Here is an 18,428-nt window from a genome sequence, read left to right on the forward strand (position 1 = left end):
TCTCCCTTGTCTCCCCCCTCTCCCTTGTCTCCCTGCTCCCAACTCGTCCCTGCTCCCTCACCTGGCATTACCAATTGTCTTGACAGTTGCCAATTATCCGCACCCCATACCCAGGTTGGTACTGGTTCGATCTCAAAACTTTGTAGTAGTTCGTAGCCAGTTGGTTCGACTGTGCCACCACCCCAAAAATTTGTCGATAGAGCAAAGACTTGAGCAGAAACTTCTAAACTGGCATCTAGATGGGACAGTAAAAGGGTACGCTGACTAGGAGGAGTGAGGGCAGCAATCAACCAGCCGTGATAAATTCGAGTCCGAGCATCCGCTACCGTACCGCAGGCAAAACTACCCAACCCATTCGTCAGCAGCCATTCTCTTGTATCTAGATTGCCCATTGCTACTCAAAATCGTTATGACTATGATATATTTGTTACGTAACGTAAAAATCAACTGTACGGGAAGCCGAGAACTTGCCTATAAGCGTAAGGGTGAATCTCAACTAGCTTTCCCTAAATTTGCCAAATAGTAGACACATCAAAGGAGAATTGGTTAATGCCACTAAGTTACGCAAGTGAAGGATGCCTCCGTGTTGGACAACCTGCTCCAGACTTCACTGCCACAGCAGTAGTAGATCAGGAATTTAAGACTATCAAACTATCTGACTATCGTGGCAAGTATGTCGTACTATTTTTCTACCCTCTAGACTTTACATTCGTTTGTCCCACTGAGATTACTGCCTTCAGCGATCGCTTTGAGGAATTCAAGGCAGTTAATACCGAAGTCCTCGGCGTTTCTGTAGATAGCGAATTCTCCCACCTAGCGTGGATTCAAACAGATCGCAAGTCAGGTGGCGTTGGCGACCTCAACTATCCTCTTGTTTCTGACATCAAGAAAGAGATTAGTGCTGCTTACAATGTCTTAGATCCAGAAGCAGGTGTTGCTCTTCGCGGTCTATTTCTAATTGACAAAGAGGGAGTTATCCAACACGCCACGATTAACAACCTTTCCTTCGGTCGTAGTGTTGAAGAAACTCTACGGACGTTGAAAGCAATTCAGTACGTTCAAAGCCATCCAGATGAAGTTTGTCCTGCTGGTTGGCAGCCTGGGGATAAAACCATGACTCCTGACCCCACAAAATCCAAAGTTTACTTCGCTTCCGTGTAGTCATGACGATGTAGAGACGTTCCGTGGAACGTCTCTATAGAAGCTACAATAATCGACGGCGGAAGGCTGCTGCTTGCAGAGGATCGTGAATCGCGGTAGCTAATATTTCGATTAATTCCGATCGCGAAATTTGTGGTTGCGATTTAATTGTATTTTGGATTAAGAAAGTCGCAATGGGACCGATCGCGGCAGATAAAGCTTGCTCGCATTGATGAATAAAATTTTCTGACAAAGTTTCGTGTTGCCAACTTGTAGCACAAGATGACGATCGCGTTTGCGGTTGCGATCCTGGGATTTGTTGTAATAAGGAGATCGATTGTTGACGCAATTGATTTTGTTGCTGCGGTGATAATATTGGCAGCAAATTTTCTACCCAGTGATGCGGTTGAGAATTTGGAGTTGCCACCTGAGAGAGTAAGGTAGGAGCAATTGGTCCTACCAGTTCCCGCAAAATTTTTTCTAACTGAGCGTATTGCTGTGAAAAATATTCTTTCGCCGGTAATGGTATTGCTGGTGCGGGTGCTGGAGGAGGACTGGCGGCGGCTGCTGGTGGCTGCACTTTGGGCGTAGAGTGGCTGACAGCAGGTTTTTCGATCCGTGGTGGTTTTGGTGGCGATGGAACGAATTTTGTGGCTGTCAACGTCGTTGGAGGGAAAATTTCTATGTCGCCGGCGGTTTCTGACAGCCACAGGTGCAATGGCATTCCCATCCGTTCTAACTTTTGCTGTAATTCATCCATCCATGCTGTTACTGACAAAGGTGAGGATGGTTCCTTTGCTGCCAATGTTTCTAGCAAAGCATGAGTAAATTGCTCTGGCGCGCGATCGGAGGGTGCAGCAGCGATAATACACTGTTTTCCACCACTGAGCTGTAATTCTTCGATCCACTCTTGCAGTGTTGCTGACGATCGCTCTGTACCCAGAAAATCGAGAAGAATAATTTGTCGTGCTGTCGCACTACGGCGTAACTCTTGCTGCAACCAAGAACGACTTAGCCGCAGACTGTCGCCCATAACAAGCCAAGCTTCCCCATCTGCGATCGCCTCCATTCTACCGCGCAAGTATAACAAAACTGTTTCTGGTTCTTGGGAGGAAACGGGCGATCGCAAACAGCTTTGAATGGCATATCTGGCATCCGTCCATGCTTTACCGGACTGGGGAAAATATTCTAGGGCAAAATTTCCAGCTGTTTGTAAAGCTCGACTGAAAGCATAAACGGCATTACTATCGGCAAAACCATCGCATACTAAGGCGCGGCGGCTGTGTTTGACTGGTTGTGGGATGCGTTCGTCTACCTTTAACCCTAAAACGAGTTCTCCTACCCCTTCTACAATTCGCTTCGGAGTTTGTAAAGGGTATTCTGGGTGTAAATCTAGTTCTCCTCGGCTGCGCTTTTGCTGATTCATCAGCCGCAGTTGGTGATTTAACCGATCTATATATTGGATAGTTTGGTGATAAACGTATTTATACAGCCCATCCGCATCAATCACACCTTGAGTGTCGGCGGCTTCCCCCCTTAATCCTTGCATCAGGTAGTAAGTAAATAACCCATGCTTCAGTTCGGGAAATTCCCAAGACCTTTGCTTGCGATCGCAGGACAATAAGGCATAAAAGCCCCGACTTTGAGTTGCTCGTTGCCTCAATACCTCCATCAATTGCTGTGCTGGGTTCAGTTCTGGTTGTTCTATCGTCACTTCACCTTTAGCTCCCCGCAAAGTGAGATCCCCACTATGACAAGCATCGAGCCATAGCATTTGGCGATGAACTTGACTCTTTTGCAATAGCTCTAATACATCTGGCAACTTCAAACCTGTTTGCAGTAGGTTATCTTTCGATGTATCTGCCAAACATAAAACGACTTGCCCCGTCTCCCGATCTAAAACTCCATGACCGGAAAAGTAAAGCAAAATTGTATCTTGAGGTTGAGCCGCTGCGACAATTTGTTCTAAACTCTGCCGCACTGCCTCTAGTGTGGGTGGAAGAGTCGCGAAATCGTGATGCGCGATCGGTTCCTTGCGTGGAAATCCTTGAGTTGCTTCTGCCAGCGCTTCTGTCAAGCCTTGGCAATCAGAGGCAGAATAACTCAGCGAAGGTAGCCGAGCGTCTTGATATTGATTCACTCCCACCAGCAAACTCCATAGCTTGGCTTCCCCTGTTTCCAAGGCATGAGTAGAGCGGCTAGTACTGACACTTAATGGACACATCTTTGGAGCTAAGCTAAGGGGTAGGGACTGGAAACTGAGGGAAGAAGTTTTCACAAGTCTTCCCACTGACCAAATAATTGATAACTTAATATTGGTATAGCTACATCTAAAATGATTCCTTTCTCGGAAATTATTAAGTTGTATTAAGGAATCGAAAATATATCAAATCAGGTTAAGTTAACGCGATCGCGCATAGCTTGCCTCCTATTTTATTTATCAGCTCTAATGCAAATCTTTATGCTGATGCTCAATGCCCCGATCGCTAATTTTTCTGTAGATGCCATGTCGTAGGAAGCGAGCTAGATTCGGAGCCATCTAACTTCTATGATAGGGCGATCGCGCTTTTTTTGCAGTCCTCCACTTACGACTTACGGCTTACAACTTACGACTTAGTTTGACTCTTGGTAAAATTAAGTGCGGAGACGGCAAGTAAAGGGAGCGTGGATGCCTACACTGGGAGTAAATATCGATCATATTGCGACGATTCGACAAGCTCGACGCACGGTAGAGCCAGATCCCGTGGCAGCAGCGGTGCTAGCAGAATTAGCGGGAGCTGACGGGATTACAGTTCACCTGCGCGAAGATCGGCGACACATTCAAGAAAGAGATGTGAGAATATTGCGGCAGACAGTTCGCACGCACCTGAACTTGGAAATGGCAGCGACAGCAGAAATGGTAGCGATCGCTCTAGATGTAAAGCCAGATTACGTTACCCTAGTCCCCGAACGACGAGAAGAGGTGACAACAGAAGGGGGATTAGATATAGCAGGACAACTGAATCGCATGAGCGAGGTAGTAGACAAGCTCCAAACGGCAAATATTCCCGTAAGTTTGTTTATCGATGCCGAAGACGCACAAATCCAAGCTTCTGTCAAGACTAAAGCCAAATTTATCGAACTGCATACGGGACGCTATGCTGAAGCACAATCGGAAGCCAGCCGCCAAGCAGAATTGACAGTGTTAGCCAAAGGCTGCGAACAAGCGATCGCCTCTGAATTGCGAGTTAACGCCGGACACGGTTTAACCTATTGGAATGTTTACCCAATTGCCTGCATTCCTGGGATGGAAGAACTCAACATCGGTCATACAATTATTAGTCGAGCGGCTTTAGTTGGTATGGAACGAGCCGTGCGCGAGATGAAACAGGCTATTAGGGGAGCAGGGAGCAGGGACGAGCTGGGAGCAGGGGAAGAAAGGTAAGGGAGCGAGCGGGAGCTGAGGTAGCAAAACCTCTTACCGCTTGCCTCTCACCTCTCGCCAACTACCAACTACCAACTACCAACTACCAATTACCAATTACCATCAAAACAATGAAAACCTACCACTACGTTTTAGCCAGTCAACGCTTTTTAACTGAAGAAGAACCTTTAGAAGAAGTATTGAAAGAACGGACGCGCGACTACTTAGAAAAGCAAAAAGAAATTGATTTTTGGTTAGTCAAACAACCTGCCTTTCTAGAAGCCCCAGAAATGCAGGAAATTAAAACCAAATGCCCGCAGCCAGCAGCAGCAATTATTTCTACTAATTCTCAGTTTATTACTTGGCTGAAACTGCGATTAGAGTTTGTCATTACCGGGCAATTTCAAGCTCCCTCCGATACTATCCCCGATCCTTTAGCTTCGTTAACAACAGTGTAATCAATTATCAGTTATCAGGAAAGAGTGGTGCGTGGTCACTGGTCACTGGTCACTGATAACTGATTAGCCTCCCGCCGCTAGTACTGGGTAGGTAGGGGTGAATAACAAAGTATTGACAAACCAAGCAATGCATACGCCCAACATAGAACCAACAATGACTTGGAAAGGTGTATGTCCCAATAATTCTTTTAAGCGGTCTTCATTCAGTTCAGGATGTTCGCTGAATAACTCGTCCATCATTTGATTGAGAATGCGGGCTTGTTTGCCTGCGGCTTGACGCACGCCAGCAGCATCGTACATAACAATGATGGCAAAAATAGTCGCGATCGCAAATTCTGGACTGTCCCAACCTGCGGTTTGACCGACACCCGTAGCTAAGGCTGTGACCAATGCAGAATGGGCGCTAGGCATACCGCCAGTAGTCAACAAAACGCGAAAATCCAATTTGTGGTTTTTAAGTAATTCGACTGCCAGTTTTGCTGCTTGAGCAATTAGACAAGCTATGACAGCAACTAGCAGCACGCTGTTATTGAGAATGTCGCCAATGTCCTGCATGAGGTTTGATTGAAAGGATGAGGGATGAAGGTTAATAGTTGATAGTTGTTGGTTGTTAGTTGTTGGTTAACAGTAAACGCTGTGCTACACTCCGTGAAGACAGTGCCTCCTTCTCTGCTCCCGACTCCCGACTCCCCTAATTCTTGCGGTTGGTGATGAAGTCAGCTAGAGCAATGAGTGGTTGTGCTTTCTCGCCAAACGGAGTTAGTTCTTCCTTTGCCGTAGCAATTAATGCTTGTGCTTGGCGGCGGGATTCTTCTATACCCCATAGGCTAGGATATGTGACTTTTTGCGCTTGTAAATCTTTGCCAGCCGTTTTGCCTAATTCCTCTGCTGTCGCCGTAACATCTAAAATATCGTCGATGATTTGAAAGGCAAGTCCGATATTTTGAGCATAGCGCGATAGCCGTTGCAAATCCGATTCTTCTAACCCCGCTAAAACACCCCCACTGACAACACAGGCTTCTAGTAGTGCAGCGGTTTTATGCGTATGAATGAAGTGCAAAGTGTCTGCGGTCACGTCTGACTTACCCTCCGATTCCAAATCTACCACTTGACCCCCAACTAACCCCGCCGCGCCAACAGCATGACCCAACTGAGCGATCGCTCGTAGTACGCGCTCTGGTGGTACATTTTTAGTCTGGGTAGCAATATACTCGAAGGCATAAGCTAACAGACCATCTCCAGCCAGAATTGCAATATCGTCACCATAAACCTTGTGATTTGTCAGTCGTCCGCGTCGGTAATCGTCGTTATCCATAGCTGGTAAGTCATCATGAATCAATGACATCGTATGGATCATTTCTAAGGCACAAGCCGTAGGCATTGCCATTTCTACCGTGCCTCCTGCCATTTCGCAAGTAGCCAAGCAGAGAATCGGACGTAACCGCTTTCCTCCTGCTAAAAGCGAATAGCGCATTGCCTCGTAGATTTTTTCTGGATAAGTGACGATAATCGAACTCTCCAGCGCCGCTTCAACTTCTACTTGGCGTTGTTTCAAGTAAGCTGAGAGGTCAAACGGGGCTTCATTATGAGGCATCTGAAGGTTATCCGCTGCTACCATGCCTTGTTTCCTTTAGGTGCTGTCGTCTCCGTAACAATTTTACGAGAAATTGGCAGTTGTCAGTCGATCGTTATCAGTTATCAGTTATCAGCGAACAGGAGTCAGAAGAAAAGAAAGTCGTTTTGACTTTTGACTTTTAACTTTTGACTTTCTTGTCTCCATTACCCATTAACCTTTTGAGAATAGCTCCAGACTGTATTGTGCAGTAGCATGGCGACTGTCATGGGACCAACACCACCTGGAACTGGGGTCAGCAATTCGGCAACTTCTTGCACTGACTCAAAATCTACGTCTCCAACCAGGCGGCTGTTACCTTCGTAGTCGATAATGCGGTTGATTCCCACGTCTATGACTACAGCGTCAGGTTTGACCATTTGGGCAGTAATCATGTTAGGACGACCGACAGCAGCAATGAGGATATCTGCTGTTTGAGTAATGGCTGCAAGGTTATGCGATCGCGAGTGGGCGATCGTGACTGTTGCATCAGCTTCTAGTAACATCAAAGCTAGGGGCTTTCCAACCAAAATACTCCGCCCCACGACTACGGCTTGTTTACCCTGCAAAGAAATCTGGTATTCCTGTAACATTCGTATTACCCCAGCAGGGGTGCAACTGCGTAAACCCGATTCTCCCCTGACTAACCGTCCCATATTCACTGGATGCAATCCATCTGCGTCTTTATTTGGGTCAATTTGATGCAGTAAAGCGACAGAATCTAAATGGTTGGGTAATGGTAGTTGAACGAGAATCCCATCTACTCTTTCATCCTCATTTAAATCTTGAATCGCTTGCGCGACTTCTGCTTGGGTAGCATCGGCAGGAAAATTCTTTCCAAAAGAAGCAATTCCTACTTTAGTACAAGCCCGCTCTTTATTGCGCACGTAGGCAGCACTAGCAGGATTATCTCCTACCATGAGTACTGCTAGTCCTGGGGGTCGTCCGATTTGCGGTTGTAGTGCTTGAATCTGTGTCGTTAACTCTGTCTGAATCTTTTGGGCTAAAGCTTTGCCATCTAGTATCTTCGCTGTTTTTGCGTTCATCGCCGTTGGGGGAACTTTTTTAAAATGGTTTTGTCAAAAGGCAGTTATAACTGTTTTGACTTATATAGTTTAAGCAATCCGTTATCAGTTATCAGTTGTCAGTGAAGAATGGGGTGTATGGTGTAGGGAAATTCTAGATTTTGGATTTCTCCTCTGCTTCCTTGTCTTCCTTGTCTCCCTTGTCTTTCTTTTATGAATCTTTTCAAAACTGCTATTTACTCGCTGCTCATCCTGGGGCTACTTAGTTGTGGTAGATTGCCCCAGTATGCAATGAATGGTATTGGCTTGATGGGTACAACTGCTTTGAAGATTGGCGAACTCAAGCCAGAAACAGGCAATGGAACTACCGTTCGCCTGCAAGGTAAAGTCGTACAACAAATACCTTTGGCTGGTTGGCGGATGTATCAACTGCAAGACTCAACAGGGAAAATTTGGGTGCTGACAAAAAGAACGAATGTGCGGCTGCAAACACCTGTCTCAATCGAGGGTAAGGTATATTTTCAGAGTATCCCGATCGCAGGGCAAGATTTTGGGGAAATCTATGTAGAGGAACAGCAGGTACAGACTCCCACTCGTTAGGTTAATTATTGCACAATTATGACTCATCAACCCGTTCGCGTGGCGATCGCTATCCTCTATCGTGACGATAAATTTCTCTTCCAATTACGCGACGACATTCCCAATATTGTCTATCCCGCACACTGGGGCTTTTTTGGCGGGCATCTCGACCCAGGCGAAACGCCACATGAGGCTGTAATTCGAGAATTACAGGAAGAAATTGCTTATTTTCCCCCTTCTATATCTGAAGTCGGCTGTTACTCGGATCCTCAAGTAGAGCGCCATGTTTTCCACGCACCACTAACAGTAGATTTAGACCAACTCGTATTAAAGGAAGGTTGGGATATGGCTTTATTAACTCCCGAACAAATTCAACACGGGAGTTGTTATTCAGCCAAAGCCGATCGCATTTTACCTTTAGTCCCTGCGGCAAGACAAATTATTTTAGATTTTTTAGAAGTGGGGACGCTCGCAAAATAAATCAAAATAAATGAACCTAGTGTAGAGATGTGGCAAATTGCATTTCTCCAACAGTTAACTCTTATTTGTAAAAAATACTCCGACGACAACTAGAACCCCACCCAAGACTAAACTAACAGTAATCGGTTCCTGCAATAATAAAGCGGCAAATGCGATCGCAGATACGGGAACTAAGTTAATAAAAATTGAGGCTTTGGCAGCACCAATTGCTGCAACTCCCTCATAGTACCAACTAAAACCAATTGCCGAACCCAAAACCCCCAGATATAAAATTCCCAGCCAAGCAGAAGGAGGAAACTGCATGAAATTTTGAACTATTCCCTCAAATAAGGCTGGAATTAACAGCGCGATCGCGCCTATTATACAAGCATATGTAGTAGCAGCTAAGGGAGACAAAGATTTCATCACTGATTTACCAATCAGAGTATAAGCTACCCAGCTCAGGACGCAGCCAAAAACAAAAAACTCTCCCCAACTGATACTACCTTTAAATATATTTATGACTTGACCTTTGCTAATGACAACTGCTGCACCTGTTAGGGAAGTTATAATTCCTAGTAGTTTTAAACCGTTAAATTTCTCCCTGAAAAATAGAGCAGCACCAAGAGCAATAAAAGTAGGGTTGAGTGCCACAATTAAAGCAGCGCGGCTAGCAGTAACAGTTTGCAAACCGAGAAAGAAGAAGGCATTATAACTAAAAACTCCTGTCAAGCCTAATAAAATAACTGTAAAAATTTGATTTCTTTTGAGTTTAGGTAAGCGTCTCTCAATCTTTTGCGTCAAGATTAACAAATAAATTGAAGCAACTGCAAAGCGAAAAAAAGCGGCTGTAAACGGTTCCATAGTTTGCACGACTATTCTACCAGCCACAAACGTGCCACCCCAAATAATTGCAGTTAAAACTAACTTTATGTAAGTTATCATCAAATAATCTCCTATTCTAGCTAAGAGGTCGTATGCGAATGTAAGGGCGATCGCAGTTTAGAATAAACTAAACAGGATTACTGCACTGTCTGCTGAAACATATTTACTCATCAGGAGTATGGGATGGACGGGAAAAGATTTATCCATTCATTAAGGTTACAAAATTTTCTTTCTTTTGGTAGCGAAGGAGAGGAAATCGAATTACAACCCTTAAATGTTCTTATTGGGGCAAATGCATCTGGCAAGTCAAATCTAATTGAAGCTTTCGGAATTCTCAAAGCTTTACCTACAGATTTACTTGCGTCAATTCGTCGCGGCGGCGGCGTGAGTGAATTTTTATGGAAAGGTAGTGATGATATTCCAACAGCAAGAATAGAAGTAACTGTAGAATACCTTACGAATATTTCATTACAATATAGAATTGTGTTTGGCGCACTCCAGCAAACATTTGAAGTTCTGGAGGAGTTCATCAAAATTCAAGGCGTAGAAATAGAACAACAGGATGTATATCATCACCAACTTAATAAAAACGATTCTTCAACTTTTAGTTTTTATGCACTATCCAATTTAGAAAATAAAACACTTCCTATTTCTTATGGTAAAGTTCAACGACAGCAATCTATTCTATCTCAAAGAAAAGATCCAGATCGAATGCTGGAAATTACATATTTAGGAAATCAGTTTTCTAATATCAGTTTATATCGAGATTGGCATATAGGGCGTAACTCTAAAGCTAGAATGCCTCAACAAACAGATTTACCTGAACATCCCTTGTTAGAGGATGGTAGTAACCTAGGAATATGCTTAAATAATTTACAGCACCAGATTGGCTCTAAGAAAATCATTGATAAGTTAAAGAAATTTTATGAAGAAGCTGAAGAACTAACGACAAAAATTTACGGTGGTACAGTACAAATATATATTCGTGAAGCGGGATTAACTCAACCAATTCCAGCAACACGCCTATCAGATGGTACTTTACATTATTTATTCTTAATGGCTTTACTCCTCGATCCCACTCCACCACCGCTGATATGTATCGAGGAACCAGAAATCGGATTACACCCTGATATGATGTCTACCATCGCTGACATGCTTATCGAAGCATCTCAAAGAACGCAAATAATTGTAACAACTCATTCTGAATCTTTAATTTCCTCACTTCCTCCTGAATCAGTATTGATATGTGAGAAAGACTATCAGGGGACTCACTTACGCCGCTTAGATCCTGTAAAACTCAAAAAGTGGATGGAAGAATATTCACTTGGAGATATTTGGCGTATGGGTGAAATCGGGGGAAATAGATGGTAAAAGAGATTCGTATTTATATAGAAGGAGGTGGAGATGGCAGAAATACAAGAGGGTTACTACGAGAAGGATTCAATAAGTTTTTACAGGAATTAAATCAGCTCGCTAGAAGTAGGAAAATTAAATGGAACATAATCATCTGTGATTCTCGAAATAATACTTTCAGTCAATTTAAATCTGCTTTAAAAGAACACCCAGACGCTTTTAACGTGCTACTCGTTGATGCAGAAGCATCTGTAAAAAAAGCACCTTGGCAGCATTTGAAAGAAAGGGATAATTGAAATAAGCCAGAAGTTGACGATACTTGCTGTCATCTTATGGTACAAATGATGGAAGCTTGGTTTCTTGCTGACATAGAGGCTTTAAAACGATTCTACGGACAAGGCTTTAAAGAAAATGCGATTCCTAAAAATCTAAATGTAGAAAAAATTAACAAAACTGAAATATATTCAGCCTTACAGAAAGCCACAAAAGAAACATCCAAGGGAGAATACGGTAAAATTCAGCATGGTGCAAGGCTTTTAGAACAAATATCTGTAGCTAAAGTCCGCGCCGCCTCCCTCTACTGCGATCGCCTCTTCACCACCTTGACAGTTAAAATAGACGAGGCAAGCGATCGCACTGAGTAACAAAAACAGCGTTAGCGTTCACGTAGCTTGCTTCTCCGAAGGAGTAGTGTAGTGCAGCGTTTAGCGCAAACGTTGTTATCATCTCACATCAACCTACGGTAGAGTCGTAAAAGACTGTAGTACGAGCGATTCATGAAAGTTCCTTCCACTCCAACTGCTGCTGAATCTCAAGCACCCATACAACCTTGTACTGACTGTCGGCAGATAGACAAAAACAAGCTATCGCCAATGTACAAGCATTATGTAGAAGTAAAAGAGAAGCATCCCCATTCTTTATTACTGTATCGGTGTGGAGATTTTTTTGAAACATTCTTTCAGGATGCAGTTATAGTCTCGCGGGAATTGGAACTCGTTCTCACCAGCAAACACGGCGGCGAAATCGGACGGGTGGCGATGACAGGCGTACCGCATCACGCTTGGGAACGATACACAACTCAGTTGATCGAAAAAGGCTATGCTGTCGTTATCTGCGATCAAGTTGAAGATGCAGCGGTTGCACAAGGTTTAGTCAAGCGTGAAGTAACGCGCATCCTGACTCCAGGAACTCTGCTGCAAGATGGAATGCTCAAAGCTAGCCGTAATAATTATCTCGCAGCAATAGCGATCGCGAAAAATCATTGGGGTTTAGTTTACGCAGACATCTCAACGGGAGAATTTTTAGCAACGCAAGGGAGCAATTTAGAACAATTAACTCAAGAAATACTGCGACTACAACCATCGGAAGTTCTCGTTCCCACCAAAGCACCAGACGTAGGAGCATTATTTCGTCCAGGGGAAACATCCGAACACATTCCCGAATGCTTACCACCATCATTTTGTTATTGTTTGCGATCGCAATCTAGTTTTAACACGGGTGAAGCTAGACAAAAGTTAATTCAAAAGTTTAAAGTGCGATCGCTTGAAGGTTTTGGTTGTGAAGATTTACCCCTAGCCGTGAGTGCGGCGGGTGGATTATTAGACTATATCGAAGATACGCAAAAAGAAAGTGACGTTCCCCTACAACAACTACGCACTTATGCAATTACCGACTACTTAATTCTCGATCATCAAACTCGTCGCAACTTGGAAATTACCCAAACTGTGAGAGATGGAACTTTTATCGGTTCACTATTATGGGCTTTGGATAAAACAACTACGGCGATGGGGAGTCGTGCTTTAAAACGATGGTTTTTGCAACCACTATTAGATATTAAAGGCATTCGAGCGCGACAAGATACAATTCAAGAATTAGTAGAAAATAGTTCCTTGCGGCACGATTTGCGGCAGCTTTTACGACAAATTTATGATTTAGAAAGACTCAGCGGTAGGGCTGGTTCGGGAACGGCAAATGCGAGAGACTTAGTAGCATTAGCAGAGTCAATGTTGCGTTTACCAGAATTAGCAAGATTAGTCACAGAAACGCGATCGCCATATCTCCGTACTTTACAAAAATTCCCCTCAGATTTGGAACAACTAGGGCATAAACTTCGTAAATATTTAGTTGAATCTCCCCCCATCTACCTCACAGAAGGAAATTTAATTCGTCCTGGGATTAGTTCCCAACTCGATGAAAGGCGACGATTATTAGAAGAAGATTTGCAGTGGGTGGCTAATTTTGAAATTGATGAAAAAGCCAGAACGGGAATTCCGACATTAAAAGTCGGTCACAACGACACCTTTGGATACTATATCAGCATTTCTCGTGCCAAAGCCGACCAAGTTCCCACTAACTACATTCGCAAGCAAACTCTAAAAAACGAAGAACGCTACTACACGCCAGAACTAAAAGAAAGAGAAGCGCGTATCCTTACGGCTGAAAAAGATTTGTACCAGCTAGAGTACGATATTTTTACCGAACTGCGAACAGAAGTAGGAGAACAAGCCGAGGCAATCCGTAACGTTTCCCGTGCCATAGCCGCAGCCGATGTATTGTGTGGCTTTGCCGAAGTTGCAGTATATCAAGGTTATTGCCGTCCAGAAATTGTCTCAGGACGAGAAATTAACATTGTAGACGGGCGACATCCAGTTGTTGAAAAATCCTTACCTGCGGGATTTTTCGTGCCTAATTCTACTGAACTAGGGAGTCGGGAGTCGCTAGGGGAGGGTTTGGAAACCCGCCCGTACGGGAATCGAGAAGAAGAACAAGGAGACAAGGGGAACAAGGGAAACAAGGGGGACGTAAACCAACTACCAACTACCAATTACCAACTACCAGACTTAATCATCCTTACTGGTCCTAACGCCAGTGGTAAAAGCTGCTACTTACGCCAAGTTGGTTTGATTCAATTAATGGCACAAGTAGGGAGTTTTGTGCCTGCTAAATCGGCAAAATTGGGCATATGCGATCGCATTTTCACCCGCGTTGGTGCAGTTGACGACTTAGCAACGGGGCAATCTACTTTTATGGTAGAGATGAATGAGACAGCAAATATTCTCAACCACGCTTCACCACGATCTTTAGTTTTACTAGATGAAATTGGTAGAGGTACGGCAACGTTTGACGGATTATCGATCGCTTGGGCAGTAGCAGAATATTTAGCCACAGAAATTCGCGCCCGCACAATTTTTGCTACCCACTACCACGAATTGAACGAACTCGCCTCAATTTTATCTAACGTAGCTAACTACCAAGTCACAGTCAAAGAATTACCCGATCGCATTATCTTCTTACACCAAGTCCAACCAGGTGGCGCAGACAAATCCTACGGAATTGAAGCCGGAAGACTGGCAGGTTTACCCCCAGTCGTGATTCAACGCGCAAAACAAGTCATGACGCAAATCGAGCAACACAGTAAAATTGCGATCGGTTTGCGCAAAAGTACACAGTCGTAGGGGCGGGTTCAACAACAAACCTTGCTACGAACAGATATTCTACGTAAACCCGCCCGTACAGACGCAGTTTGCAAGAGGATAGTGTGGTATGGGAGAAAAAGCAGGTAGGGGCGCACAGCCGTGCGCCCTCTTACTCGTTCTCCTAGTCCTCCTTGTCCCCAGTCCCTAGCCCCTACTTCCCCACAATCAAAACTCTCCCCTCATGATCCACTACCCCCGCCGCCCCTACGCCATGCACAATGATGCCGTTACCGATTGTGGCGCTATAATGTTCGTGATGATGCCCGTGAAATATAGATTTCACGCCCATTGCCATAGCTAATTCATCCAACGCTCTAAAACCGTAGCGATGAGAAGACGGGGCTTCGTGCGTCACTAAAATATCAGCCCGTTGAGCGCGCAAAGCTTGATATTGTTGCCAAAATATGCTTACGTGATGTTTACGGGGAATTTTGTCGCGCCAGCGTTCGCCGCGACTGCAAGTAGATAGTAGATCTTGTTGAGTCGAAAATTTAGGTGCGGCTGGAGGCATCCAAATTTTGCCTCGAAACACTCCTCCCAACCCAGCAACGCGCCTCCCGGCAATTTCTACAACTCGTCCGTGAAGATTGCGATCGCCCAACTTAGAATTAAACAAATTATCATACCACTCGTCGCGATCGGCATCGTGATTGCCAGGAATAAACCAGATCTCAGTTTTTGCCGCGATCTCCTCTAGTTCTTCGCAAAGCGATCGCTCCAAGTCAAAATCCCCCAGCAAAATTGCTGCTGCGGGAGAGTAGGTTTCAACTGCCTGAATAATCGGTCGAAAATCCCCGTGTGGATCGCCACTAAACAACAGCATGACTTGATGGGGGTTAGGGATGATTGATTCGCCACTCGGAAAAATTTACATTTCTCCATCTTCATAGCTGCCAAGGATTACACTTTATTGCAAAGTGCAAAAGATGGCAAACATATAATGATAATTTCTATTCTGGATATACAGCTTGCCAGCTGAAATAAGGAGAACACAGTTAGCTATGCAATCAGAGGGACTCACAAGCGATTGGGTGCGGGAAGATCTAAGCGAGTACGTTGCCCATCTCCAACTGCATATGGCGCTACAAGCTCGCAATCTCGTGCCTTCTTTAACCCAAACAGTGGTTGATAGTCGCGAACAATTACTCCAGCAAACTCAAGCAACTATTGAAAAATTAGCTTCTCGCCAAATTCTCTGACTAAACTCTTAGATCGGAGAATTTCTCGCGCAAAACACAGCTCTAAAATCTGCAATTCATCAACACATAAAGTTAACAATCGGTAATTGAGATACTCAACCGAGCATTTCAATTACCGATTGTAGTTTGGCACTAAAGACACTTCATACCCCAACATCGGATAAGAACGGTGCTTAAACAATAGTGAAATTTTTTGAGATATTCGGTGAGTCCACGCTGAACTAAAGCGCAAATTTCCTGCTATGCTCGACGGCGATCGCGAGAAAACCGTTAAGATAATGGCAGCACTTCCATTTTTGTTACTCAAAGCTACCTAGTAGCACACCCAACCATGCCTTCAGTGCTTCCCCAAGACTCTAACGTTGTCATTCGTCCCTTCCAATACCGAGATTTGGAAGCAATAGAGCGGCTTTACCAAGAGTCGGTTGAAACGGATAATCCAGATGCTGTCGCCGAGCTGCAAAAGCAATTGCATTGGCTGCACAGTTGGTATTGGTTGCTGAAGTTCTTTCGCCTGTTTCCTAATCCCCTTCAATACCGATTCTGCCTTCATGTCGCGGAGCAACATCGCCAAGTTCAAGGCATGATTCAAGTCTGTCCCTTCAACCGCACTCGCAGTACGTGGAGAGTAGAGCGAGTCGCTGTCACTCCCCAAGTCCGCGCTCAAGGAATAGGCTCTCAACTGCTACGCCACTGTTTCGAGTCAATTCGAGAAGCTCGAACATGGCTGTTAGAAGTCAATGTCAATGACAAGGAAGCACTAGCACTCTATCGCCAAAATGGGTTTCAAACTCTGGCGCAACTTACCTATTGGGAGATTGCTCCCGCTCTGTTACAAGAACTGGCGTTAGGCGAACCAGATTTACCTAACTTATTACCGATCGGTAATGCCGATGCTCAACTGCTCTATCAACTCGATACAGCCTCCATGCCTCCTTTGGTGCGGCAAGTCTTCGATCGCAATGCCGACGACTTCAAAACAAGTTTGTTCGGTGGGTTGATCGAAGGCATTAAACAATGGTTAAGCAAAACGGAAGTTGTCAGCGGCTATGTATTTGAACCGCAGCGCAAAGCTGCGATCGGCTATTTTCAAGTCCATTTGTGCCGTCGCGGTTGCCAGCCGCACGAGGCAACGCTGACCGTTCATCCCGCCTATACTTGGCTTTATCCCGAACTGCTAACTCAACTTGCCCGCATCGCTCAAGATTTTCCTCCCCAAGCCTTGCGTCTGGCTTCAGCAGATTACCAACCAGAACGAGAAGAGTATTTACAACAAATTGGTGCAGACCGCATCGAACACACGCTGATGATGTCTCGTTCTGTCTGGCACAAGCTACGGGAATCAAAACTCGTTTCTTTGGAAGGGATGCAATGGCACGAAGTGCTGCAAGGACTGCAACCAGCCCGTAAACCCGTCCCTGGAGGGATGTCATGGGCAGGACAAGGCAAGCCAGCACCAGAAACCATCCAGCCTAGCAAGCCACCATCCAAGACGGGACAGCAAAATTCACCCACAGAACAAATTAAATACGCCAGCCAGCGGGCTGACGAGATTGTCCAACCAACTGAATCTACTTCACCCAAAACAGAACGAGAGCGTGACTGAACAAATGCGATCGCCGTCCACTACTGTGGTTAAAACGCCTAAAGCATTTGTTTCCGCTTTGGGTCTAGATCTCGGTCGCAAGCGGATTGGAGTAGCTGGTTGCGACGGTACGGGTCTGATTGCGACAGGTCTGATGACGATCGAGCGTAAATCTTTTGCTGAGGACTTAGCCCAACTACAGTCCCTCGTCCAATCGCGCCGCGTGCAAACAATAGTAGCTGGACTACCGTACTCTATGGACGGTAGTTTGGGTTTTCAAGCTCGACAAGTCCAAAAAGTGGCGAAGAGAATCGCCAAAGCGCTCGACCTCCCCTTAGTATTTGTAGACGAGCGACTGACATCTTTTCAAGCAGAACAATTCATGCACGCCGAAAATATCTCCCCCTCGCGACACAAAGCTCTGATCGATCGCAAAGCAGCTGCCATAATTCTGCAACAATGGTTAGATACAAGAAGAAGTGAGCAGGGAGCGCACGAGCGATCGAGCAGTGAGCAGTGACCAGTGACCAGGAACAGTTATCAGACACGCACCACGCCTGAGCGCACCACACACCACTTTTTTGCCAACAACCAACAATTAGCAACTGATGACTCTTCCCATGTCCTCAGCTTTAAGCTAATCTAAAGTTTTCCGTCAGCTATTATGGCTATGTTTTCATCGGCATTTGAAGAAAATAACGAATATTCCAATTCGAGTTCCGTCACGCTCAAAGACGAAGCAGGGCGAAGCTTAGAATGTTACGTAGAGCGATCGCTGTTGGTCGAAGACAAAGAATATCTCTTACTCCTACCCGCAGATGCAGCAGTAGAAATTTTTGCTTGGCAAAGTCATGATAGCGACGAGGAAGAAGCAGTTCCCGTAGAAGATGACGAAACCATCAATAGTATTTTTCCTACTGCTGAAGCCGTTCTCGCCGAGCAAAATCTAGTCCTCAAGCGGACAGCCTATGCTTTAACCGTAGCAGGGGAATTACCTCCAGTGGAAGAATCAGAATTGTTTACGCTGGAAATTGAAGATGACACCAGCGATATAGAACCAGAGCAACTGCAACTGCTAGCTAGTTTCTACCACGAAGACCAAGAGTACTCTGTTTATACGCCCCTCGACCCCTTGTTATTCTTTGCGCGATTGAATAGCTCCGGCAATCCAGAGCTACTGTCTCCAGAAGAGTTTCAAAAGTTACAACCGCTACTAGCAGAGCAGCTGATTGACGAAATGGAAGAATAGCGTAA

General features: G+C 45.0%; 20 protein-coding genes and 1 pseudogene. 14 read left to right on the forward strand and 7 right to left on the reverse strand.

Annotation, left to right across the window (positions count from 1 at the left end; all coding sequences use genetic code 11):
* The coding region (locus tag DSM107010_RS03680; RefSeq protein ID WP_199755386.1) for a glycogen debranching enzyme N-terminal domain-containing protein at positions 1–392 on the reverse strand (392 nt) is incomplete at its 3' end.
* A gap of 157 nt (positions 393–549) precedes the next feature.
* Here DSM107010_RS03680 and DSM107010_RS03685 point away from each other — a divergent pair.
* The gene (locus DSM107010_RS03685; protein WP_015153457.1) at positions 550–1,161 is read left to right on the forward strand and encodes a peroxiredoxin; all 612 of its coding nucleotides are present in this window, start codon (positions 550–552) and stop codon (positions 1,159–1,161) included.
* 43 nt (positions 1,162–1,204) lie between these two features.
* Here DSM107010_RS03685 and DSM107010_RS03690 read toward each other — a convergent pair whose 3' ends face one another.
* Positions 1,205–3,364 (reverse strand): caspase family protein, encoded by a 2,160-nt coding sequence (locus tag DSM107010_RS03690; RefSeq protein WP_127022397.1) that lies wholly within the window; start codon positions 3,362–3,364, stop codon positions 1,205–1,207.
* Positions 3,365–3,808: 444 nt separating this feature from the next.
* Here DSM107010_RS03690 and DSM107010_RS03695 point away from each other — a divergent pair, with 444 nt between their 5' ends.
* On the forward strand, positions 3,809–4,564 hold the full coding sequence (locus tag DSM107010_RS03695) for a pyridoxine 5'-phosphate synthase (RefSeq protein WP_106167548.1): 756 nt from the start codon (positions 3,809–3,811) through the stop codon (positions 4,562–4,564).
* 110 nt (positions 4,565–4,674) lie between these two features.
* Positions 4,675–5,001, forward strand: a complete 327-nt coding sequence (locus DSM107010_RS03700; RefSeq protein ID WP_015153460.1) for an MgPME-cyclase complex family protein — start codon at positions 4,675–4,677, stop codon at positions 4,999–5,001.
* A 63-nt stretch (positions 5,002–5,064) separates the two neighbouring features.
* Here the strand turns inward: DSM107010_RS03700 and DSM107010_RS03705 are convergent, their stop codons facing one another.
* The 3 genes from DSM107010_RS03705 to folD form a co-directional block, all read right to left on the reverse strand.
* The gene (locus DSM107010_RS03705; protein ID WP_015153461.1) at positions 5,065–5,556 is read right to left on the reverse strand and encodes a divergent PAP2 family protein; all 492 of its coding nucleotides are present in this window, start codon (positions 5,554–5,556) and stop codon (positions 5,065–5,067) included.
* Positions 5,557–5,692: 136 nt separating this feature from the next.
* On the reverse strand, positions 5,693–6,619 hold the full coding sequence (crtE, locus tag DSM107010_RS03710) for a geranylgeranyl diphosphate synthase CrtE (RefSeq protein ID WP_106167549.1): 927 nt from the start codon (positions 6,617–6,619) through the stop codon (positions 5,693–5,695).
* Positions 6,620–6,780: 161 nt separating this feature from the next.
* On the reverse strand, positions 6,781–7,659 hold the full coding sequence (gene folD, locus DSM107010_RS03715) for a bifunctional methylenetetrahydrofolate dehydrogenase/methenyltetrahydrofolate cyclohydrolase FolD (RefSeq protein ID WP_015153463.1): 879 nt from the start codon (positions 7,657–7,659) through the stop codon (positions 6,781–6,783).
* A gap of 270 nt (positions 7,660–7,929) precedes the next feature.
* Here folD and DSM107010_RS03720 point away from each other — a divergent pair, with 270 nt between their 5' ends.
* Complete coding sequence (locus tag DSM107010_RS03720; protein WP_106167550.1) at positions 7,930–8,238, forward strand: hypothetical protein; 309 nt, start codon at positions 7,930–7,932, stop codon at positions 8,236–8,238.
* A gap of 18 nt (positions 8,239–8,256) precedes the next feature.
* Complete coding sequence (locus tag DSM107010_RS03725) at positions 8,257–8,697, forward strand: NUDIX hydrolase (protein ID WP_106167551.1); 441 nt, start codon at positions 8,257–8,259, stop codon at positions 8,695–8,697.
* A 54-nt stretch (positions 8,698–8,751) separates the two neighbouring features.
* Here the strand turns inward: DSM107010_RS03725 and DSM107010_RS03730 are convergent, their stop codons facing one another.
* On the reverse strand, positions 8,752–9,621 hold the full coding sequence (locus DSM107010_RS03730; RefSeq protein ID WP_106167552.1) for a DMT family transporter: 870 nt from the start codon (positions 9,619–9,621) through the stop codon (positions 8,752–8,754).
* A 123-nt stretch (positions 9,622–9,744) separates the two neighbouring features.
* Between DSM107010_RS03730 and DSM107010_RS03735 the strand changes: the two genes are divergently transcribed.
* From DSM107010_RS03735 to mutS, 4 genes and pseudogenes are all read left to right on the forward strand, one after another.
* Positions 9,745–10,932 (forward strand): AAA family ATPase, encoded by a 1,188-nt coding sequence (locus DSM107010_RS03735; RefSeq protein WP_106167553.1) that lies wholly within the window; start codon positions 9,745–9,747, stop codon positions 10,930–10,932.
* Positions 10,926–11,210 carry a hypothetical protein gene (locus tag DSM107010_RS39350; protein WP_199755387.1) on the forward strand — a complete coding sequence of 95 codons (285 nt, stop codon included), beginning with the start codon at positions 10,926–10,928 and terminating at the stop codon, positions 11,208–11,210. The genes DSM107010_RS03735 and DSM107010_RS39350 overlap by 7 nt, the downstream gene beginning before the upstream one ends.
* Before the next feature lie 21 nt (positions 11,211–11,231).
* Positions 11,232–11,558 (forward strand): annotated as a pseudogene (locus DSM107010_RS39355) (DUF4276 family protein); the annotation flags it as partial.
* 132 nt (positions 11,559–11,690) lie between these two features.
* Entirely contained in the window at positions 11,691–14,369 is a 2,679-nt protein-coding gene (gene mutS, locus DSM107010_RS03745) for a DNA mismatch repair protein MutS (RefSeq protein WP_127022403.1), read from the forward strand.
* 172 nt (positions 14,370–14,541) lie between these two features.
* Here mutS and DSM107010_RS03750 read toward each other — a convergent pair whose 3' ends face one another.
* Positions 14,542–15,213: a metallophosphoesterase family protein gene (locus tag DSM107010_RS03750; protein ID WP_127022406.1), complete on the reverse strand. Its 672-nt coding sequence runs from the start codon at positions 15,211–15,213 to the stop codon at positions 14,542–14,544.
* Between the two features lie 178 nt (positions 15,214–15,391).
* On the opposite strand from DSM107010_RS03750, the gene DSM107010_RS03755 reads away from it, so the two are divergent.
* From DSM107010_RS03755 to DSM107010_RS03770, 5 genes are all read left to right on the forward strand, one after another.
* Positions 15,392–15,589 carry a hypothetical protein gene (locus tag DSM107010_RS03755; protein ID WP_015153471.1) on the forward strand — a complete coding sequence of 66 codons (198 nt, stop codon included), beginning with the start codon at positions 15,392–15,394 and terminating at the stop codon, positions 15,587–15,589.
* Positions 15,590–15,920: 331 nt separating this feature from the next.
* On the forward strand, positions 15,921–17,195 hold the full coding sequence (locus DSM107010_RS03760; protein WP_015153472.1) for a GNAT family N-acetyltransferase: 1,275 nt from the start codon (positions 15,921–15,923) through the stop codon (positions 17,193–17,195).
* 4 nt (positions 17,196–17,199) lie between these two features.
* The gene (gene ruvX / locus DSM107010_RS03765) at positions 17,200–17,694 is read left to right on the forward strand and encodes a Holliday junction resolvase RuvX (RefSeq protein WP_015153473.1); all 495 of its coding nucleotides are present in this window, start codon (positions 17,200–17,202) and stop codon (positions 17,692–17,694) included.
* 3 nt (positions 17,695–17,697) lie between these two features.
* Positions 17,698–17,820, forward strand: coding sequence for a hypothetical protein (locus tag DSM107010_RS42015; protein ID WP_255410082.1), 123 nt, complete (start codon positions 17,698–17,700; stop codon positions 17,818–17,820).
* Between the two features lie 24 nt (positions 17,821–17,844).
* Complete coding sequence (locus tag DSM107010_RS03770; RefSeq protein ID WP_039715744.1) at positions 17,845–18,423, forward strand: DUF3727 domain-containing protein; 579 nt, start codon at positions 17,845–17,847, stop codon at positions 18,421–18,423.
* Positions 18,424–18,428: the final 5 nt, after the last annotated feature.

Origin of the sequence: Chroococcidiopsis cubana SAG 39.79 (assembly GCF_003991895.1) — a bacterium.
In the GTDB taxonomy this organism is placed as follows: Bacteria; Cyanobacteriota; Cyanobacteriia; order Cyanobacteriales; family Chroococcidiopsidaceae; genus Chroococcidiopsis; species Chroococcidiopsis thermalis.